Below are 19,528 nucleotides of genomic sequence, written 5' to 3'. Positions count from 1 at the left end.
GACTCGACGGTCGGCGGGGCGTCCGTCCCGCCGACTGCTAACATCTGGGACATGACCCGGGAAGATGCCTGGCACCTCGTCTGCGAGCACACGCCGAGCGACTCGTTGCGGCGACATATGCTCGCGGTAGAAACGTGCATGCGGTGGTACGCGGAACGTCTAGGCGAGGATCCCGACGCGTGGGGCCTGGCTGGACTCTTGCACGATTTCGACTATGAGCAACATCCCGACGAACATCCGCTCTGGGGCCTGAGGCTCTTAGAGGATAGGGGCGTCGACGAGCGGATCCTCAAGGCGATCGCCAGCCACTATGAGGCGAAGACCGGGGTCGCTCCGCAAACCCCTATGGAGCGCCATTTGTTCGCCTGCGACGAATTGGCGGGTTTGATCACGGCCGTGACGTACGTCCGACCGAGCAAAGACATCGCCGACGTCGAAGTCAAAAGCGTCAGGAAGAAGCTCAAGGAACCGTCGTTCGCTGCAGGCGTCGACCGTGACGACGTGGTGAACGGGGCCGAGAGGATCGGTGTCGAGCTCGACATCCATATCGGCAACATGCTCGAAGCCATGAAGGCGAACGCCGGGCCGTTGGGCCTCGGTGGTGGAAACGTCGCTTAACCCCTCTTCTTGATCGGGCCGAAAATGTTCGGCTTGCCGCCACCGGTGCCTCCGCCCGTGGACTTTCCGCCGCCCGTGTTCCGGTCGACGCCTTCGGACCCCTCATCGATGGCCATGTCCAACGTCAGGCCGACCGTGTCCATCATGTTCTCGCCTTCTTTCGTCGAGACCAGGATCGAAACCGCGTGCCCGTCGTCGCCGAGAGAGTTGAGCATCCGGACGTCTTGCTGATCGCCCGCGCTCTTGAGGTCCAACGTCTCGGCCTCACCGTCATAGACGGCGCTCGTCGCCCAGACCATCCGCCATGCTCCGGCGGAGAGTTCCTGCCGGGCTTGAGGATTGCCTGTGATCAAGGCGCGGCGCTGCCCCTTTTTGTACCAATATTCGATCTTAGCGGCCGTGATCGCGATCGGATAGTCGCGGAGGTTGTCCCCGTTCCGCAACTGCTTTTCCTGGTCGGATCGGGCGTCGTCGTTCGGCGGCGCCTCAGGTCTCGTCTTCTTGATGTCGTCGGGAACGACGGGCTCGAACGGCGGGATTTTGACCTCTTCGGGCTTGCCGCCGTTTTTCGGCTTGACGAGCAGGTCGACGTTCCCGGTCAAGACGGCGCGGCCTTCCTTTCGGTAGACCACGATCTGGTCGCACGTCGAATTGGCGTCCGATCCGAAATATTGGACGTGGCCCTTGGCCGTCATGACCTCGGTCTTCTGGTTGTAGACACAGGAGTCGGCGATCACGATGATCTCACCGTCGGTCGCTTTCATCTTGGGATACGTCCACTCGTCGCCGCGCAGGGTCGCCTTGCCCTTCGGATCCACGGACACGATGTTCCACCGCTTGCGCTGTCCGTCCTGCTCGACCGCGCCGGACCACTTGAACGGGCCGATCTCGAAGGACTTATCGGCCACTTTATAGGCGATCCACTCGGCTTTCACGTCTCCGCCGTTGAGTTTTCCAACGACGTTCTTCGGGACTTTGAGCGTCTTCGTTCCCGGATCGTATTTGAACTCCAGGGACATGAGGTCCATGCGGTCGTTGAACACGCGGGTCTTGCCGTTGCCGCTCAAACTGCCACGGTCGCTCCAATAGACCGCGTTTTCGGCTTGAAACCGGAACACGGGCTTCTTGGCGTCGAAATAGACGCCGTCCGAGACCGTCGCTAAATGGACGCTGTCCCGGTCTCTGCCGATCTTGGCTTCAGCGACGTGTGCCGTCGCGACGAGGGCGTCGCCTTTATAGACCTTCCAATCGAAGTCCCGCATTTCCACGCCCGCGTCGTCTGGTTTTCGCGTGGCGTCCCGATAAGGCCGCAACGGGTCGGACTTCACGGTCTGAACGAACGAGGGAAGGACGGCGTACAGGGCCGCTCCTCCGGCTGCGACCGCCGCGCCGCGCCAGGCCCACTTGCGGCTAGAGGGTGACATTGACGTTCTTTATGACGCTCGTGTCGGTCACTGTGACGCTCGCTTGACCTGTGTCCGCACCTTGTGTGGCCCTGATCGTAAACGTCCCTTGAGGCAGCCAGAACGTGAACTTACCCTGACTGTCCGCGACGACCCGCCTCAAGACGACGGCCCCTTGAAGGGCTTCGACGACCGAACCGGGCCCCTTGTCGGACGGGAGCACCGTCCCTTGGACGTCATAGGGCGGAGGAGGAGGCGTGTCCGATCCGAGCGGGGTCAATGAGATCGTCCCGACTTGGACGACGCCTCCCGTCGCAAGCGACTCGGGGTTGAAGTGTCGCTCGAAATAGGCGCTTGCGGAAACGGTGCCGTCAAGTCCAAGGAAGACGGTCGTATTGGCGCTCGAGTAGGCGACGTTCAGAACCGAAAACGTGCCGTTGGCCGCGGTCGTCGCTTGCCGGCCACCGATCGCGACTTTCGCAGCGCTGACGGGCGACCCTGACGAAGCGTCCGTCACTCGACCTTGGACCGTGACCTGTTCGGGACCGATATAGAGGTCGCCGACATCGACGGTGTCCGTGCCCGTCACGAACGAGAACGTACGGACGATGCTCTGATAGGTCACGGTCAACGAGGACGTGCCCGCCGGGACTTCGAGGCTGAAGTAACCCTGGTCGTCGGTCGGGGTCGTCTGCGAACCCACCTGCACGGTGGAGGCCGGACTTGTCGCAGACCCGGTCTCGATCCAGATGATGCGGCCCTGGAGGGTGAAGGTGGTCGAACCGCCTCCGCCACCGCCACCGCCACCGCCTCCACACCCGAAGACTGCGAGCGTCAAGAGCAGACCGAGGAGGAGCCGCTTCACCAACCGCCTCCTGTGTCCAAGGTGATGCGCTTGGACTTGGCGTCAGCCGTAAAGAGGTAGTCCTGGTTGCTTGAGACGAGCATCGTACGGTAGCCGTCCGTCAGCCTGAGGTTCGGAGACTGCGTCGAAGGGCGGAACCGGAGGACATATTTGCGACCCGGTACAAGTCCGCTCACGAGAAGACTGTACCGTTCCGTCGTTCCGGTCGGCCTCATGTCCCGGTCGAGGTACATCCCGTTGACGACGGCGAGTTGATAGCCGCCGACCAACGGCGGCAAGTCCGAATCGAGCGCACGGTCGAAGATCCTTCGGGCGCCTGCGGCCTGTCCGATCGCGATCCGGCAGGTCTTCTGCCGTTCGTCGATGAGCTTGATCTCTGTCTCCCAGGCGATCCGGTACTGCGGCCTGTCGCCGGACCGGTGTTGCCCGTCCCGGGTGCTGCCCGACGGCGCGAACACGAGGACGGCCCCTTCGGGCCGGTTGGCCCGGACAAAGTACGCCTTGCCCGGTGTGAACGTCGTCGCCGGGATCATCGAACCCGCGTCTTTGTCGACCGTGTCCGGCTCGAACCGGTAGATCGTCGTCCCGAGCGTGCCGTCAGCGACAGCATCGTCGTACGTCCCTACCGCTTCGTCGGCGACCGTGACGAGCACGTTCGACGTCGACATCGCGGTCGTAAACGGAACCGAGACCTGGTTCCAACCGGGGCTTAACGAGACGGCGACGGGCACCCCCGGGATCGACCGTCCGAACACGACCTGGTTGGCCGCCGAAGGCGGGCGGACCCAATAGCCCAAACCTTGTCGGAACTCGCCTTCCGCCGGGTACATCGCGTACTTCGCGACGTTCGAGTTCCATCTGCCGAACAGGGTTTGCCCGTCGGCCAAGCCCAAGATGTCGGCGGCGTTGAGGCGGAACGGTTCGATGGGGAGCGAGACCATGTCGAGACGGCCGGGACGGACCAACGTGTAGTTCTGGTCCGAAGACGCAGGAACGAGTTCGAGCGCCAACGGGCCTTCGCTCTTCACGACCTCACGGCGGAGCACCTCCGTCGCGCCTTGCTGGACGCGGACGGTGACCGGGCCCGACTTGAGGAACCCGTCGTCTTGGATGTTCACGCCGAACGCGTTGTTGGAGACGGCGATCGCGTTCTTGGACCCGCCCGTCCACGCGACGTTCACCGTATACGTGTTCGCCGCGAACCCCGCTAAGGTCCCGTAGAAGGTGTTGGGTTCGGTCTGGGTGCCCGTCGAATAGGCGCCAGCAGGCAGGAAACTTCGAGCCGTCTTGCCGAAGAACGGGACGTCCACGACGACCCTGTACACGGCCCCTTGAAACGTCTCTTTCGAGAAGTTCGGCGTGACGGACCCGTAGGCGCCCGCGATCCGGATCGTGTCGTCCTGCACCGAGCCGAAGAACCGGGAGAAGTCCGGCCTCCAATAGACAGGATAAGCCGTTCCTGCGAGCAGGATCTCGTCGCCGCTCGCCTTCGTCTCGAACACGTTGACGACGATGTCGAACACGCCGAAGTCGGGGCTACCGGCTTCGGCAGGGATCGGGATCGGGCTGGGTTGGACTTTAAGACCTGGACTGATCCGCGTGTCCAAAATCGCTTGCTTGGCCGCCCACTTCGCAAAGGTCAGGCCTTCGATCGTCGTCCCGGAGGTGCCCGTCAGGAAGTCCAAGACCGTCTGCCCGAGCGTTTCCAAAGCCAGGGTCGTCTGATACGCCGCAGGATTCGCATAGAAGCGTTTGTTGAACTCGGCGATGAAACCCGGGTACCGGATCGCCACCTTCGACCACGCGGTCCCTGCCATGAGGTACCTCAGGAGGAAGACTCCGCCCGTGCTTCCGCCGATCGGCAGGTCTTCGTCGAGAAGGTTGCCGGCGATGAACTTCGGGCCCCCGAGGGACGGGCGGTTGTACCAGTCGTAAAGCGGGCCCACGTCGTAGAGGGCGCTCAACGAATCCTCGATCTGAGCCTTATCGGGGTTGCCGGGGATGCTTCCCGGCGTCCGGCAGACCGCGATCGTAGCGGCTCGGACAAGGCCTTCGTTGTAAGCGTCCCACGGGTACTGCTTGTCGGCCATATAGGCGAGCAAGAGCGTGTGGATGTAATTGATCGCGGTCGAGACGCGGTTGTTGTAGACCGGGAAGCGGACTTCGGGGCCGTTCGGGCCGTTCCAGATGTAGTATCCGCCGCCGACGGCGTACCGGTCTTGGATGTCGGCGTCGTAGTTCCGGACACGGACGGTGCCTCCGACCGCTGGCAGGCCGAACACGGCGTTCATCGCCGGTTTCGCAGCCGTGAAGACGTCCTGAAGGTACGTCTTGTAATCCGTAGGGAACGCGCGGCTTCCCGACGCGTCGAACGTCGGGACGATGTCGCCGCCCCCGCGCCCTTTGAATGGGAGGTTCGAGCCGTGGTCCTGCAACGACAAACGGACGGGCATCGTGTACTTCGACTTGAAGCGCCCGGCCCGGATCAACCGCGTCCGCAGGCCCGTACTCAGGGCGGTCGTGCGCTTGACGAAGAAACGGGCTCCGGAGTCGGCTTTCGGCTCCCAGGACTGGGGTGCCCGAGACGATCCGATTTCGACTTTGACGTCGGTCGCGGACGACGCGACGGCCCAAACGCCGAGGAAAACCAGGGCCGTCGCACGGACGGCCGAAGACGGTGAAGCGTATCGTGTTTTCAGTTCGTTCCCTTCCGAGTTGAGTGCTGACCGCGCATTACGGCGCTTTGAACGAGTCGATCTGACTGATCGTGCGGCTCGCGTCTCCGTTGGCGAATCCGACGACGAGATAGTAATAGGTCAGGCCCGAAGCGAGCGGGCCGCCCGTATAGGGGACGGACGTCGCGCTCGTTCTGTTCGAAGACCACAGGACCGGAACGCCGACACCAGGGAATTCTTCGAAAACGAACACCGCATAGTTCTGCGCCCCGGATCCGGCTTGCCAGCGGAACGTCAACGGGCTGAACGTGACCGGGTTCGTCTTCAACACGCCGAGAGTCTTCGCGACGACACGGGTACTGAGCGTGCTCTCGGTCTGCTCCGGATCCTCGGGGAACAAGGACGAGATCGTCGTCAAGGCGTACGAATAGGTCGAGGACGTGTTGAGGTCGAGGTCGACGTAGAACGCCGCCAACGGGTCAGGAATAAAATCGACGCCGCTTAACGTCCCCGTGCCTGAATTCGCTTTGTAGACGCCATAGCCGAGGAGGTCGACGAACTGCTGACCGGTCCATTCCAGGTCGACTTCGGCCAGGACGCCGTTCGGCGCCTTGGACCGGTGCGTGCGGGCACCGGACTTGCGCTTCGGGTCCAAGAGCGACTTGACGGCTTCGTAGGGATCTCCGCCTTTGCCTTTCGTCGCGTCGTTCGGAGACACCCATGTGACGGCCGTCAAGTCTTGCGGCGGGTCAAGGTCGGGCTCGGCTGGGTCGTCGAGCACGAAGTCGAGGCTCCGGGAGTCCGAGGTGCCGAGGTTGACCTGAGTACTGTCGGAACTGTAGCCTTGACCACCGGCCAAGACCGCGTACGTCACGCCTCCGACCAGGTCGCGGAACTCGTACCGGCCGTTCGCGTCGCTGAAGACCCTGGTGCTCGATCCCGCCCCGTTGTAAGCGAAGACAGAAGCGCCGTCTAAAGGAAAGCCGTTCCTGTCCCGTACGGTCCCGTAGATCGAACCGAGCTCGTTTTCCGGCCCGACGATGATGTTGACGTTCTGCGTCCGTTCGTTATCGTAGTTGAAACACGTCGACGATCCACGGTAACGGACGCCGTTCCGAACAATTTCGGCGGTGATCTCGACGGCGCCGGCAGGCTGCTTCGGCAACGTATAGGCGCCGGTCGCAGACGTCCGTGCGCTTCCCGCACCCGTCGAGACGACGGCGTCCCGCACCGGGTTGTTGTCGATGTCGAGGACCGTCCCGTTGATCACGGACGTTCGAGACCCCTTGTCGCCGCCACAACCAGAGGCGAGCAACGCGAGAACGGTCAGGGCGGGAAGGAATCGCTTCATGGTGATGGGAAAACGTCTCATCGGCGGTACCGGTTACGGCCGTCCCGGTCCTGCAGCCGGCCCGAATCCGTCCTTTGACGATACCTAACCCTCAGTAACGCCCGAAATTGAACTGAAGTTCGATGTCCAGGCCCCGGGAACTGTAGGCGCCGCTCGTGGCGCTGGAATCCCGGTTCGTCACGTCGATGATGCGGTAGCCGACGTTCAGCGCGAGGGAGCGCCAGATCTGGTACTGGTACGTCAAAGCGATCGTACGGGTGTCCTGGGGCTGGTATCCGGAGAAACGGCCGTTATCGGTGCTGAAGACGAGCGCGTGCCGTGCCGCGAGCTTATAAGCGAGGCTCGCTTCGTAGTTGACAGAGTCCTGGTTGAACTGTCCGTTGCCGCCCGAGAGCAGGACGTTGAGACCACCCCGGGCGCTGAAGCGGCCCTTCGGCGTGTGGTTCACGAAAAAGCTGATGTTCGAGGACGTCGTCGTCAGGTCCGAGTCGATGACCTTCATCCGGTTGGCGTCGAAGAAGGCGTCGAAGTCGGTGTAACGGCCCAGTTTCATGTTGGCGCCAAGTCCGAAACCGATGGACTCCGTGTTCGAACTGACGCCACCTTCCGAACGGTAATAGTTGACGCTCGAAGAGAGTGTCATGGCGTCGGTCGGCGAGTAGGTCATCGAAAGGGCCGCTGTCCGGGCGTTCGAAGCGCCCGTCAAAAACGTCGAGTCGGCGCCCGAACTGAATCCGTTGCCCCCGTAGCCGAGGCCGTAGCCCGAATCGAAACCCAATGTGGCGATTCGGCCCGCGTCACTGTCTGCGAACTGTGCGGAGACGCTGAACTTGTCGCTCGGACGGAACGCGGCGCCCAGGACGATGTCCCGACCGATTCCTGTCTCGCCGCGCGCATGGATCCGGCTGAGACTGGAATTCATATTGAGCGTCCACGCCCTCGACGCCGTATAACCCAGGTTGTAAGAAAGGGACTGGATGTCGAAGTTCGACTTCTGACGGTCGTTGTCCACAGTGGTGAACCCGCTCGCGAACTGGTTGGACAGGTCGAAACGCCACTGGGCGCGGCCCGTCGCTCCGGACGTCCCAAAGGTCGTTTGGTCGATCTTGGAATCGCTGTCCAAGCTCTTTGCGGTCGTCCTCTGTTGCGACAACCGCCACGGCGAGCCTTTGCCGTTCGGGCTGAATTGGTAGAAGGCGTCCACGCTCGTGAAGCGCGTCGGACGGACCGTGCCCGTCCCGCTGTAGTTCGAGACCGCCGAGTTCCGCGCGCCGAACCCGTATTCGACCCGCTCGCTCGGATTGACCGCGATCCGGGCGTCGGTCGTCCGTTCGTTTCGTGCGAACCCCGCGGTCTCGATGCCCACGAAGGTCGTCGGAACGTCGACGAACGATCCGGTCAACCGGGCCTTACCGAAACGATAGTTGACGTTGACGCCGCGGGCGGTACCGCTCGACGGCGCACTCGTGTTCGTGAGCCTGCCGAGTGCCTGGCTGTAAAGCAGCGACCCGTTCTTTCCGAGCGGGAACGTATAGTCGAGCCCTACGACGCTACGGTCGCCCTGGACGGTGTCGACCGGTCTCGGCGTGTAGATCACCTGGACGAAGGTGTTCGGTGGGACGTCGACGAGGAAGCGGATCAGGCTTTTGTTCGCGGTCGGAAAGTCGTATCCGATCCCAAGCGTCTGCTTCTTCGACCCGATATAGACCTGCACCGTCAAGATGTCGAGCGGCTCGAACCGGAGCGGCCGGATTTCGTTCGCCGCGATCGGCGTGAGGATCTGCTCTTCGTACGTGGAGTTGCGGTTGGAGACCCCTTGGACCTGCCGCATCCCCGTCACGCCCAACCGCCCGGCTTTTCCAAGGTCGAGGCCGATCTCCGCACCTTCGAGACGTCCCTTCGTGCCGTTGAAGCCGAAGACTTCGTAGGTCGCGACGATCGTGCTCGTCGGCGGGATGATCCGTGCCTGATTGGTCATCCGGTTCACGAACGTCACCGACCCGAGGTCGTAGTCCATCGAGTAGTCCTCCCCGAAGTTCAGGAGGACGCCGTCGACCTTGATCTGCTCGGAGCCCCGGACGATCTGGCTGCTCTGCAAGTAGTACGGTCCGGGCGTGTTGTTGCCTTGGACGCTGACGGTGCGCGCCTCACCTCGGACTTCGCTGTACAGGCCCCTCATCTCGAGTCCTCTCGACTTGTAGGCGACCTGTCCGCCGGACAACGTCTTCTGGAACCGGGCGAACGCGTTGCGCTGGCCCAAGCTCCCGCGGATGTCCCCGAGATTGACCTTCCAGTTCCCTTTGTCGACGTCGAGGGACGCGCGGTTGGCCTGAGGGTCGGCAAAGCGGCTGTCTTGGATGTTGAGGTCGAAGTTGAAAACGTCCAAGACGTTGGTGCCCGTGATCCGGACCTGTCCGAAGTCGGTGAAGGAGCTCAGCCCGCGCCCGCCGTATTCCGCCGCGTCGTAAGATTCGCGGTCACCCGACACGGAGCGCGTATGGTAAGCCAACCGCCGCGAGCCGATGATCTCGATCCGTTTGATCACGGACTCTTCGAACCTCTTGCCGAACACCGTCCATTGCGCCGAGGCGCCGGGAACGGTCAAGAGGGCTAGGGCGCTAACGAGCGAGCGCAGCTTCCAATGCATCGATGTTCTGCACGGCTTCGGCGGCCAGTTCGTCCCGACGTTTCAACAAGGCTTGAGACGCGCGGTCGCGGTCCTTGATGAACGCCAGGAACCCGTCCATCAGGCGCTGTGCCGTGAGGCCTTGCATCGTAAGAGGGGTCGGGGAGCCGATTGCGTTCGCAAAGGCGCTGACTTTTGGGTCGTAAGCCACCATGTACGAGGGCACGCCCACGGTCGCCGCAAGGATTCCGGCATGGAGCCGCATCGCGATCACGCCCTCCATCCTCGACAATCTCTGCTGAACTTGCTTTGGCGACGTGAGCCCTCTCATATCAGGAACTTTGCCACCTTGAGACTTGGCGATTTCAAGGATTAACGGGCCGTCTTCGTTCGTATCCATCTCGATGAAGGTCGGGATGAACCCGCCCCGTGTCAACAGCTTGGCGAGCTCCCCGAAAACCTGGATGACGGTCTTGTTCCGGTCTTTGCCCCACGGCCGGACCGAAATACCGACGCTCTTCGTCCCTGCGACTCCGAACGCTTGCGCGTCCTCGCTCGATGCGGGCGGCGTCATGAGCCAGGCCATGTCTGCGGTCACGCGGGGCTGGCCCTTGTATCCGATGTCCCTCAACGTCGACACGGACGAAGGGTCTCGGACCGTGACCACGTCGGCCTGATGGAACGCGCCGGCAGCCAATCGCTTTCCGATGTAACTGTTCAACGGTCCGACTCCTTGGGCCAAGATCGCGACCTTCTTCCCGGCCTTCTTCGCGTCGCCGACAAGCTTGGCGTAATACGCCACGGAGCGCGTGCTGGTCACGTCCTGGAAGATGCTGCCCCCGGGGAACACGAGCGCGTCCGATTCGCCGATAGCCGCGGCGACGCTCTTACCGTCCCGGCGCTGGACGCCGATCAGTCCGTTGTTGCGCATGAGCGACTCGACGCTGTCGCACAGGACCTTGACCTCGTGACCCTTTCCTTCGATCCCCTTGAGAAACCCGAGCATGATGGCGTCGTCACCAAGGTTTCCACAGCCCATGTAGCCGGCCAGAAGCAACCTCATCCGTTCAAACGCCCACCTTGCGGATCCCCGTTCGTGCCCGGACCGCCCACCAGAGCACGAGCCCGATCATACCGCCGACCGCCATGCCGATCAGTACCCGGGCCACGCCGATGTCCAACGGCGTATGGATGTGGCACAACGTGTCCACGATGTCGGCGGAACCGATCGAACCGAGGACGAGGGCCAGGGACGCCCAGTCGTCACGACCTGCCCTTTGGAGGAGCAGCCCGAGCAACAGCGCCGGATGCCCGAGGAGGATTTCCTTCGTCCGTGGACGCGTGTACAGGAAGCGGTCGAGCAGGGCCCGGATCTTCAGTTCGGTCTCACTGACCGCGCCGGGTGCGTCGTTGCCGGACCGGACGAGAAGCACGGCGACCGCGGCCAGCAACGCGAGCCCAAGGAGGGCAGGCCCCCACCGGATCGTCTGCTTCGCCAAATCGGCGAACGTCGTCCGATCGCGGAGCATCATCCACGCGACGATGACGACCGGGCCCATCAGGATCGCCTTGATACCGAAGACTTGCTTGGCCCCGAGCATCGTCGGGAGGTTCGTCGCAAGGGCGGCCACGGCGAACCCGCCCACGAGGCTGATCGACGAAACGGCCAGGAACACGGACCAGGCCGGAGCTTTCCTAAGGTTCGAAAGGGCCGACGCATAAGCGAAGACCGGAGCCATGACGCCGACTTCCAAGGCGACGAACGGCCGGGCCTGTTCGAAAACGGCAGCCAGTGGCAGGGCTCCCAGGACGATGGAGGCGACGGCCGTCCGGGCGCCGCCGAGCAAAAAGGAAAAGGTCCAAACGAGCCAGGGGACACAGGAGACGGCCGCCGCCACGATCATCGCGGTCGAAGGCGCCGGGTCTGCGAAAGGCTTCGGCGGTTTGACCCCGCCACCTTCGGCGACGACGGCCCCGCGCAGGGCGCTTAGGAACCGTCCCGTTTGGGCGATCGGGTCTTCACCGGCGAACGACAACGGTCGGACCAACAACCATCGGACGTTCCGCTCTCGGAACGCCTTCCCGAAGCGCTCCAGCAGATCGGCAGGCATCAACTTGTCGACCTCCGCCTGCTGGACGGCGTGGATCCGAAGGGTCGAATCAGGCATCAGGGCGACGAGTTTCGCGTCGCCCGCGATCTTGGCGAACTCCGGAGAGAGATAGACGAGTCCGAGGTCTTTCAACGCGTACCGGGTGTCTTCGATGCAGTCGCGCTGTCCAAGGACCTGCTCACCCAGGGCGAGGAAGGCTTGGGCCCCGAGGGCCTTGGACTCTTCAAGGACGTCCCGGATGTACGAAGGCCCCGAGCCGATAGGATTGCCGTGGCGGGCGATGAGGACGAGACCTGCCGCCGTGACGTCCCTGGCGTCGTCGGGGTCGATCCCGACCGGTGTCGACCGAAGGGCCTTGACGTCGCCCGTGAAGGCCAACCCGCCTTCGGGCGCGGGCGCGGGCGGTCCGCCAAGACCGGACCTGCGGGCGATGCCTCTCGCCAATCGGGCCAAAGTCTCAGGAGTGCCTGCGTAAGAGGTGCCCCCTTGCGTGTTCGGAAGGCTTTCGACCTCGCGGCGGCCGAGGAGGTCGCCGACGGTCTCCTCGGAAAGGGCCACTCCCGTCAGTCCTTCCCGCTTCAGCAGGGTCAACGTCGTGCGGAAGTCGGAGCCGCCTGCGGCCGCGATGTCGTGGACGTTCTGCCCCTCCATCACGATTCCGGCGGCACGGTTCGAGCGTTCGACCTTGAACCTCGGAATCAAGGCGAGTCCGGACAGGACGGCCGTCAAGACGAGCGAGGCGGCCACCCACCACGGCGCCTTACCGCTCGTAAAAATCCGTGTCCTCCTCGAACTTCGCCCCCGCCAGCACCTTGTGGCGGCCCCCCAGGACGAGGACCGTTGCCATGCCTGCGACGAAGCCGCCCGCGTGCGCCCACGTCGCGACGCCGTCCTGAGGCAAGAGGATCTGCCAGAGGAACCAGGCGCCGAGCAACAGGAACGCCGAAACGTCGAACGTCCACCAGAAGAACGGCGGGACGATGATCCGGACCTTGTTGCCGGGGAACAACAGGAAGTAAGCGCCCAAAACGCCGCCGATCGCTCCGGAAGCCCCTAAGACGGACATCTCGGCCGAGGGGTCGACGAAAATTTGGGCGGCAAAAGCGCAGACGCCCCAGAACACGTAGTACAGCGCGTAACGGGCGCCGCCCAGCGCCGCCTCGACGTTCGGTCCGAACGCCAAGAGGAACAGGATGTTCCCGATCAAGTGGGCGAGGTTCCCGTGCAGGAACATCGCTGTGAAGATCTTTCCGAGTTCGGCCGGGTCGCCCCGTCCGAGGACGGCGAGCACGACTTCGCGAGGGTGCATCGCCAAGTCCGAGAACGCCTGGCTGGCCCCGAGCAACCTGCCGCCCCTGTCCCACAGGAAGATGAGGGCGTTCAGTCCCAAGACGGTCCATGTGACGATCGGGGCCTCCTTCGAGAAGGTGCTGTCACGGATCGGGATCATGGGCGCACGCAGTCTACCGGTCGAGGAACACGCCGACTTGGCTCTCGGACGGTTTGTCGTTCTTCTGGTTCCAGTTCACCGTCCGGTTTCCGTTCCTTGCCCAGGTCGAGCCCTCCGGGTACGTGTCCGTACCGCCAAGATCGAGGAACGCGCCGAGGGAAAGGGCCCGTTCCCGCATCGAGGACTTCTGGGCTTCTGCCGACGTCCCTAGAGTGATGCCGACACTGGCGTACGTGTCGCTACCGCCAAGGTCCAGGAACGCGCCGATGCCGTTCGCGTTGCCGGCACCGAGGCTGAGGTTCGGAGCTTGGTACCGGTCGTCTCCGGCCCTGTCGATCAACATCCCGAGACTGAAGTCGTGCCCCGCTCCTTGGGCCATGTTCATTCCCGCGGTATAGCTGTCCGTTCCGTCGGAATCTTCGAGGTAGCCGATTCCGAAATGGGCGGCGGCACCTTGCACGTACCATTGTCCGCCGTACGTATCGTTACCTGCGTCGTCCCAGAGGATGCCGGTGCCTTCCCAATATCCGCACGCCTGGCCGAAGACGCCGCAGGCGTAGCGGTCGTTCCCTGCCATGTCGTACAGCAAGCCGATGCCCCCGCTTTGACTTCGGCCCGTGAGGTAATCGGCCCTGAACCCGTATCCGGCCCCCTGGGCCATGCTGTTGTTGTGGTCGGACGTCTGGGCTGACGGGAAATCGAGGACCGTGTCGTTGGCGTCGTACGTGTCGTCGCCGTCCGCGTCGATGACCGCTCCGAACCCTCCGGGCAGTCCTGCACCTTGGACCTGCGTGAAACCGCGGTACGTGTCCTTGCCCTTCGAGTCGTCCAAGACCCCGATCCCTTGGAGACCGAAACCCTCGGAATCGGCATACGAATCGTACGTGTCGTCCCCCGCCCGGTCGCCGACGTAGGCCGCCCCGAACGTCCCGCTGCCGAAGGACGGCCTTGCCGAGCGGTACAAGTCGTCGCCTTCCAGGTCGACGAGGAACGTGAGCCCGAACAGAGCCGAGCCCGGACCGTTCTGCCGCCGGGACTTACCGCGCTGGGGCCAGTCGGCCACGGTGGACTTCGCCAAGGCCGGATCCGAAAGGTATTTGTCCTTACCCGTCGTGTCGACGACGACACTGAGCCAGTTCGCGGCGCTGGCATTGGCGGGGACGTTGACATACGTGTCGTCTCCGCCCGTGTCGATCAGGAGCAGGGTCGCTTCGCCGTCGTGGACGGACGCCGATCCACCGGTGAGGACGATCTTGCCCCAGTCCGTGTCGATCCGTACGTCGTAAGCCAACGTGGCCGGGACGAGCCGCAACTGCCCTTCGGCCCAGTTGACCGTCGCACCGAGGTCTTGCGCGGCCGCATAGAGGTAGCTCATCGCGCACTGGTCGCGCAACGTCAATTGACGCCGTTCTTCCAACGGCCCGCTCGGTTCAAGACCGTCCCCACGGACGGAAGCGTAGGCTGCGGGCAGGTCGGGCACTCCGGCAAACGCGGCACGCCGGTAAGCGACCATCGCCGTCCCGGCCTCCAGGAGGGCGGCCGCCGATTTCTTGACGGTGTCGGGCACTTTCGCCAACGAAGGGACGGCGCCCTTGATCAAGCCGGCTTCTTTCATGCGCCGGAGCACGTCGCCCAGCGAATCGGCAGCCTTCGATCTGTCGGCATAGACGCTTGCGGGGTCTCCGAGCAGCGAACGACGCGTCCCTTGGCCGATGCTGCGCGACGCGATCTCGAAAACCGAGGCGGGCCGCCCCGAAGACGTCATGGCCTGTTTGCGCAGCATTTCCAAGTAGAACGGTGTCCGCCACGGGTCTTGGTAGCACGGACCGTAGAGCGCGGTCGGCTTGTCGCTTTGACGATAGAATCCGAGGATGCCGTCGTCCCACCGAGCCGTCGCCGTGGAAAGGCCCGCCTGCCCGAGGGCGATGTCGAAGTCTCGTTCGAAGCCCGGTGAGGCGAGGGCGGTCAGGACGAGGGCGGCGGTCAAGGTCGTCATGTCGGTCGTGTGCGCTCTGGTCGCAGCACCGTCGATTCTGGCCCAAGCCGACGCCGATGCCCAGAGACGCGCGCTGCTGGTACGTCCTCCGGCCGTCCCGTTTCAAGCCTGGCGGGAAGTGGACAGGGACGACTTTTCCCGGACGTACGACACCTCCTTCCCGAGCCCCTATGCGACGGACCGGCCCGAGAACGCGACCGTCTACGTCCGTGCGTTCTTGCCTGCCGACGAGTCGAAACCGACGCCCGTCGTCCTGATCCTCCACTACTGGGGGGCGACCGACCTCTCTCTCGAATCCCGGATGGCCCGGGAACTCAACGCGACCGGCGTAGCGGCGGTGGTCATGACGCTGCCCTACCACTTGAAGCGGACCCCGAGGGGCTACCGCTCCGGTGAACTCATGCTCCAGGCCGATCCTGCGTCGCTTATCGCTTCGATGACGCAGAGCGTCCAAGACGTCCGCAGGACGATCGACTGGATCGAATCCCGTTCGGAGTTCGACAATGCGAAAGTCGCGATCTCAGGGACGAGCCTGGGGGGCATCGTCGCTTCGCTCGCGTTCGCGACCGAAGACCGGTTCCGATCCGGTGCGTTCGTTTTGGCGGGCGCCGATATCGCCGGCCTCCTTTGGACAAGTTCCAGGGTCGTCTCCCAACGCGAAGCCCTTCGTCGACAGGGCTATAACGAGAACCGACTGCGGGCCGAACTCGAAGTGATCGAGCCGACGACTTACCTCAGGAAGGCGGACCCGCGCGCTTCCCTTGTGATCGCGGCGAGTTTGGACACCGTGGTTCCGCCGAAGAACGCGCAGACGCTGATCGACTCCCTAGGGTCGCCGACGGTCCAGTGGCTCCAGACCGGTCACTTCGGGGGCGCGCTCGCAAGAGGAAGGATCGTCCGCAGCGTGGCACGCTTCTTGACGTCCAAGTTCAACGGGACGACTTACGTGCCTGCGACGATCAATCCGCCGACCTTGTACTTTGGCCTCTTGCTGTCGACCGACAAAGGCCTCCAGGTCGCGACTTCTCTCGATGTTTGGAGGTCGAACAGCCGAGGCGACTTGTTCGCGGCCGTCTCGCTGACGCCGCAGGGCCCCCAAGGGTTTTTCGGCACGAAGGTCTCCCAGGGCCTTGCCGCGGGTGCGGTCTTCACGCCTCGCCGGACGTCCGTCGGGTTGTCTTGGAGGATCGCGTTCTAACCTGGCGGGCACCCTTGACGGTTTTGAGGCGTCAAAACGTGCGGAGATCGTTGAAGTTGGGACCAAGGTCGGTGATATAATCGCAGACAAGAGGGTGACTGCCAGGTGAAAAGAGGCGGGTACACGCTGACGGAACTGCTAGTCGCAATGGCGATCGTCGTTGTGCTGTCCGCCCTTGTGCTTCCCGTGTTCGCCGCAGCGAAGGAAGAAGCCCGGGCGACGGTCTGCGTCAGCAACTTCAAGCAGACCAGCTTTGCTTCGAACCTGTACCAAGTCGATTACGAGGACAAGTACTTCGTTTCCAAGTACGCCGGGACCGAAGAGAACCCCGAAAAAGACCGGACTTGGGTGCAGCTCGTCTACCCGTACATGCGTGGGCTCGACGTCGTCCGATGCCCGTCCGACACCGGGATCCGGCCCGGCCTCGATCCCGTTTTCGACGGGGACATCATGGTCGGGAACAGCGTCGAGCGCTACTACACTGTCTCGACGCGCGCCAATACGGGCTTTAACAGCATCTATCTGTCTCCGATCGTCCGCGAACGCAACGGCACTTGGACCGCCCGGCCACGGTTGACGTCCGAAATCGGCGACCTGTCCCGGACTTTGGTTTTCGGGGACAGCGTGTGGCAGGTTTCCGCCGACGGTCGTCCGTCCGGTGGTGGAAGCTATCTTATCGTCCCACCCTGCCGCTACGTCGCCTTCGACCGGTCGGACAGCTTCAACCTATCGGGTTACGAGAACAACCGTGTCTATGCCGTGTCCCGAGGCTGGGGCGACCCGCAGCCGCCTCGCAGGTTGCAGCACGGCGGGCTCTTTCCCTGGCACGGTGGCCGCTTGACCACGATCATGGCCGACGGAAGCGCGAAGACTCGGACGCTGACGCAGATCGCCGAAGGCTGCGACGTGCGCCCGAACTGGGGCGGCCAGATCATGGAGACCGGAAAGTACCTTTGGGACCTGCGCTAGCAGGCCCAACTTGAAGCCGCCCGCGTCGGCATAATCGATCCCGTACACCATGAAAGTCAGCATTGTCGGCGGTGGCGGCAGGGTCGGTTCCGACGCCGCTTTCGCCCTTCAGATCACAGGAATCGTCCGGGAAATCGCACTCGTCGACGCGAACGCCGACATGGCGGCCGGCGAAGCCCTCGACCTGCGGCACGGCGCGTCGCTGGTCGGCGGTCAGACGTTCACGAGCGGGGACTACGGTGTCGTCGACGGCAGCGACTGCGTCGTCATCACGGCGGGCCTGAGGCGCAAACCGGACGAGAGCCGCTTGGACCTGATCAACCGCAACGTGGGACTCTTCAAGGGGATCGTCGAAGAGCTCAAGAAAGTCAAGTTGCCGGACTCGGCCACGGTCTTGGTCGTCAGCAACCCGGTCGACATCTTGACCTACCTCGCTATCCAGGCAGGGATCCTTCCGAAGCACCAAGTCATCGGTCTCGGCACGGTCCTCGACACCGCCCGCTTCCGGGCGTTGCTTGCCGACAGGATGAAAGTGAACGCGATGGACGTCAAGGCTTTGATCCTTGGCGAGCACGGCGACTCGATGGTCCCGATCTGGTCCTCCGCGACGGTCGGAGGGGCTGCCATCGCGACCGTCCCCGGTTACTCGCAGTCGTTCGGCGAAGAGGTTTTCGCCGCGACGAAGACCAGTGGTGCCGAAGTGATCCGCCAGAAGGGCGGCGCCGGTCGGGCCGTGGGGATGTCGATCGCTGAGGTCGTGAACGCGATGGCCTTGGACAACGGTCGCGTCCTGACCGTTTCCGCCTTGCAGACGGGCGCGCTCGGGGTCAACGACGTGTCCTACTCGATGCCGACGGTCGTCGGTCGCAAGGGCGCGGTCCAAATCTGGGAGCCGGCCGTCAGCGACGCAGAACGCGAAGGACTGGTCAAGAGCGCCCAGAGCCTGAAGGATACTTGGGCCCAGGTTCAAGCCTGATCGGCCCAGATTCGTCCCGGGCCCGTTGAGAGCGGGCCTGGGACGACCGACAATCCTTTGGGGCTGGTGTCCGAAAGGGTTCCAGGGAGAACGTCATGCGTATCTGGGACTATGAAGCGGGCCGGAACCTCGTCGACGTCGGTCTGGAACTGACGCGAGGGGAGGCGGAAGAACTGGCCGTCTACTTGAGAAGGATGTTGGAACGGGAGGACCTGGACAAGGTCCATGTGACCGATCTCTGCCGAGGCTTGCTGGCCCGGGAGTTGACGGTCAGCCTCGAAGAGCGTCCTGTCGTCGCCGCTTGAGCCGGCTCACCACTTGATCAGGTTGGCGCCCCAGACCAGACCGGCACCGAACCCGACCGTCATCACGACGTCTCCCCGCTTCAAACGCCCTTCCTGCTCGGCTTCATAGAGGCCCAGAGGGATCGAACCTCCGCTCGTGTTCCCGAACTTCTGGACGTTCACGAAGACTTTCTCGTCGGGAAGTCCGAGCCGCTTCTGTGCGGACTGGATGATCCGAAGGTTGGCCTGGTGCGGGACGAACAGGTCGATGTCCGACGTTTCCATTCCCGCAAGGTCGAGGGCCCGGCAACAGGCGTCGCCCATGGCGTTGACCGCGAACCGGTAGACCTCGGCTCCGTTCATGTCGATCTTGCACTGCTTGCCTTCTGACCACGGTGCGCCGACCGGGTAGCGGGAGCCGCCAAGTTCGCACACGATGTGTTTGGCTCCGGACCCGTCCGAAAGAAGGACGGTCTGCAGCAGCCCGCGGTCGGAGTCCTCGTGGGCCTTCATGACGACGGCGCCGGCTCCGTCGCCGAAGAGGACACAAGTCGAGCGGTCCGTCCAATCGACGTACTTCGTAAGGACGTCGACCCCGACGACGACCGCAGTCTTCAATCGGCCCGACTCGATCATCGACGCCGCGACGTCGAGCGCATAAATGAAGCCTGCGCACGCGGCGCCGACGTCCATAGCCCCTGCCCTCGAGGCGCCGATCGCGTCTTGAATCAGGCATGAGGTGGACGGAAAATGATAGTCGCCCGTGACCGTCCCGCAGACGACCAGATCGACCTCGTCGGGGCGCGTCCCGGCCCGTTCCAGAGCCTCGAGGGCTGCCGTCGTTCCCAGCGTGGCCGCGGTCTCGTCCGGCCCGCAGACCCGGCGTTCTTTGATGCCTGTCCGCTGGACGATCCACTCGTCCGACGTTTCGACCATCTTTTCAAGGTCGGCGTTGGTCAGAACCCTGTCCGGAACCGCGTGACCGATCGAGTCGACGACGGCGCGC

At 63.6% G+C, this 19,528-nt stretch carries 15 protein-coding genes; 5 read left to right on the top strand and 10 right to left on the bottom strand.

The annotated features are described in order from the left end of the window. Nucleotides 1–51: 51 nt before the first annotated feature. Complete coding sequence (locus JST30_15170; GenBank protein ID MBS1715668.1) at nt 52–618, top strand: HD domain-containing protein; 567 nt, start codon at nt 52–54, stop codon at nt 616–618. On the opposite strand, the gene JST30_15165 is transcribed toward JST30_15170, so the two are convergent. From JST30_15165 to JST30_15125, 9 genes are all read right to left on the bottom strand, one after another. Continuing rightward, nucleotides 615–2,042, bottom strand: coding sequence for a hypothetical protein (locus JST30_15165; protein ID MBS1715667.1), 1,428 nt, complete (start codon nt 2,040–2,042; stop codon nt 615–617). The two genes, JST30_15170 and JST30_15165, sit on opposite strands and share 4 nt — an antisense overlap. Continuing rightward, nucleotides 2,029–2,886 carry a hypothetical protein gene (locus JST30_15160; GenBank protein ID MBS1715666.1) on the bottom strand — a complete coding sequence of 286 codons (858 nt, stop codon included), beginning with the start codon at nt 2,884–2,886 and terminating at the stop codon, nt 2,029–2,031. Before JST30_15160 ends, JST30_15165 begins: the two co-directional genes overlap by 14 nt. After that, nucleotides 2,883–5,339: a hypothetical protein gene (locus JST30_15155; GenBank protein MBS1715665.1), complete on the bottom strand. Its 2,457-nt coding sequence runs from the start codon at nt 5,337–5,339 to the stop codon at nt 2,883–2,885. The genes JST30_15160 and JST30_15155 overlap by 4 nt, the downstream gene beginning before the upstream one ends. Before the next feature lie 280 nt (nt 5,340–5,619). Beyond that, the gene (locus JST30_15150; protein ID MBS1715664.1) at nt 5,620–6,912 is read right to left on the bottom strand and encodes a carboxypeptidase regulatory-like domain-containing protein; all 1,293 of its coding nucleotides are present in this window, start codon (nt 6,910–6,912) and stop codon (nt 5,620–5,622) included. A gap of 91 nt (nt 6,913–7,003) precedes the next feature. Then, on the bottom strand, nt 7,004–9,559 hold the full coding sequence (locus JST30_15145) for a hypothetical protein (GenBank protein ID MBS1715663.1): 2,556 nt from the start codon (nt 9,557–9,559) through the stop codon (nt 7,004–7,006). Further along, nucleotides 9,531–10,601, bottom strand: coding sequence for a polysaccharide pyruvyl transferase family protein (locus tag JST30_15140; protein ID MBS1715662.1), 1,071 nt, complete (start codon nt 10,599–10,601; stop codon nt 9,531–9,533). The genes JST30_15145 and JST30_15140 overlap by 29 nt, the downstream gene beginning before the upstream one ends. A 4-nt stretch (nt 10,602–10,605) precedes the next feature. Continuing rightward, the gene (locus JST30_15135) at nt 10,606–12,396 is read right to left on the bottom strand and encodes a hypothetical protein (GenBank protein MBS1715661.1); all 1,791 of its coding nucleotides are present in this window, start codon (nt 12,394–12,396) and stop codon (nt 10,606–10,608) included. Between the two features lie 13 nt (nt 12,397–12,409). After that, nucleotides 12,410–13,099, bottom strand: coding sequence for a rhomboid family intramembrane serine protease (locus JST30_15130; protein MBS1715660.1), 690 nt, complete (start codon nt 13,097–13,099; stop codon nt 12,410–12,412). Between the two features lie 13 nt (nt 13,100–13,112). Continuing rightward, on the bottom strand, nt 13,113–15,095 hold the full coding sequence (locus tag JST30_15125; GenBank protein MBS1715659.1) for a hypothetical protein: 1,983 nt from the start codon (nt 15,093–15,095) through the stop codon (nt 13,113–13,115). Between JST30_15125 and JST30_15120 the strand changes: the two genes are divergently transcribed. From JST30_15120 to JST30_15105, 4 genes are all read left to right on the top strand, one after another. Next, entirely contained in the window at nt 15,094–16,293 is a 1,200-nt protein-coding gene (locus tag JST30_15120) for an alpha/beta hydrolase family protein (GenBank protein MBS1715658.1), read from the top strand. The two genes, JST30_15125 and JST30_15120, sit on opposite strands and share 2 nt — an antisense overlap. 105 nt (nt 16,294–16,398) lie before the next feature. Beyond that, nucleotides 16,399–17,262, top strand: a complete 864-nt coding sequence (locus JST30_15115; GenBank protein MBS1715657.1) for a prepilin-type N-terminal cleavage/methylation domain-containing protein — start codon at nt 16,399–16,401, stop codon at nt 17,260–17,262. A 49-nt stretch (nt 17,263–17,311) separates the two neighbouring features. Continuing rightward, a complete protein-coding gene (locus JST30_15110; GenBank protein ID MBS1715656.1) occupies nt 17,312–18,238 on the top strand; it encodes a lactate/malate dehydrogenase family protein in 927 nt (308 codons plus the stop codon). A gap of 95 nt (nt 18,239–18,333) precedes the next feature. After that, the gene (locus JST30_15105; protein MBS1715655.1) at nt 18,334–18,543 is read left to right on the top strand and encodes a hypothetical protein; all 210 of its coding nucleotides are present in this window, start codon (nt 18,334–18,336) and stop codon (nt 18,541–18,543) included. A gap of 6 nt (nt 18,544–18,549) precedes the next feature. On the opposite strand, the gene JST30_15100 is transcribed toward JST30_15105, so the two are convergent. After that, nucleotides 18,550–19,509, bottom strand: a complete 960-nt coding sequence (locus JST30_15100) for a ketoacyl-ACP synthase III (GenBank protein ID MBS1715654.1) — start codon at nt 19,507–19,509, stop codon at nt 18,550–18,552. Between the last annotated feature and the right edge of the window lie 19 nt (nt 19,510–19,528).

The sequence above is a fragment of the Armatimonadota bacterium genome (assembly GCA_018268395.1).
Classification (GTDB): Bacteria; Armatimonadota; Fimbriimonadia; order Fimbriimonadales; family Fimbriimonadaceae; genus JAEURO01.
The sequence above is the reverse complement of the archived record's forward strand: the minus strand, read 5'-3'. Positions and strand labels throughout refer to the sequence as shown.

Bases quoted from the DNA above. Each gene is read 5' to 3' on its own strand.
- JST30_15170 (MBS1715668.1), top strand. From the start codon at position 52: ATGACCCGGGAAGATGCCTGGCACCTCGTCTGCGAGCACACGCCGAGC.
- JST30_15165 (MBS1715667.1), bottom strand. From the start codon at position 2,042: ATGTCACCCTCTAGCCGCAAGTGGGCCTGGCGCGGCGCGGCGGTCGCA.
- JST30_15155 (MBS1715665.1), bottom strand. From the start codon at position 5,339: ATGCCCGTCCGTTTGTCGTTGCAGGACCACGGCTCGAACCTCCCATTC.
- JST30_15150 (MBS1715664.1), bottom strand. From the start codon at position 6,912: ATGAAGCGATTCCTTCCCGCCCTGACCGTTCTCGCGTTGCTCGCCTCT.
- JST30_15145 (MBS1715663.1), bottom strand. From the start codon at position 9,559: ATGCATTGGAAGCTGCGCTCGCTCGTTAGCGCCCTAGCCCTCTTGACC.
- JST30_15140 (MBS1715662.1), bottom strand. From the start codon at position 10,601: ATGAGGTTGCTTCTGGCCGGCTACATGGGCTGTGGAAACCTTGGTGAC.
- JST30_15130 (MBS1715660.1), bottom strand. From the start codon at position 13,099: ATGATCCCGATCCGTGACAGCACCTTCTCGAAGGAGGCCCCGATCGTC.
- JST30_15120 (MBS1715658.1), top strand. From the start codon at position 15,094: ATGTCGGTCGTGTGCGCTCTGGTCGCAGCACCGTCGATTCTGGCCCAA.
- JST30_15125 (MBS1715659.1), bottom strand. From the start codon at position 15,095: ATGACGACCTTGACCGCCGCCCTCGTCCTGACCGCCCTCGCCTCACCG.
- JST30_15110 (MBS1715656.1), top strand. From the start codon at position 17,312: ATGAAAGTCAGCATTGTCGGCGGTGGCGGCAGGGTCGGTTCCGACGCC.
- JST30_15105 (MBS1715655.1), top strand. From the start codon at position 18,334: ATGCGTATCTGGGACTATGAAGCGGGCCGGAACCTCGTCGACGTCGGT.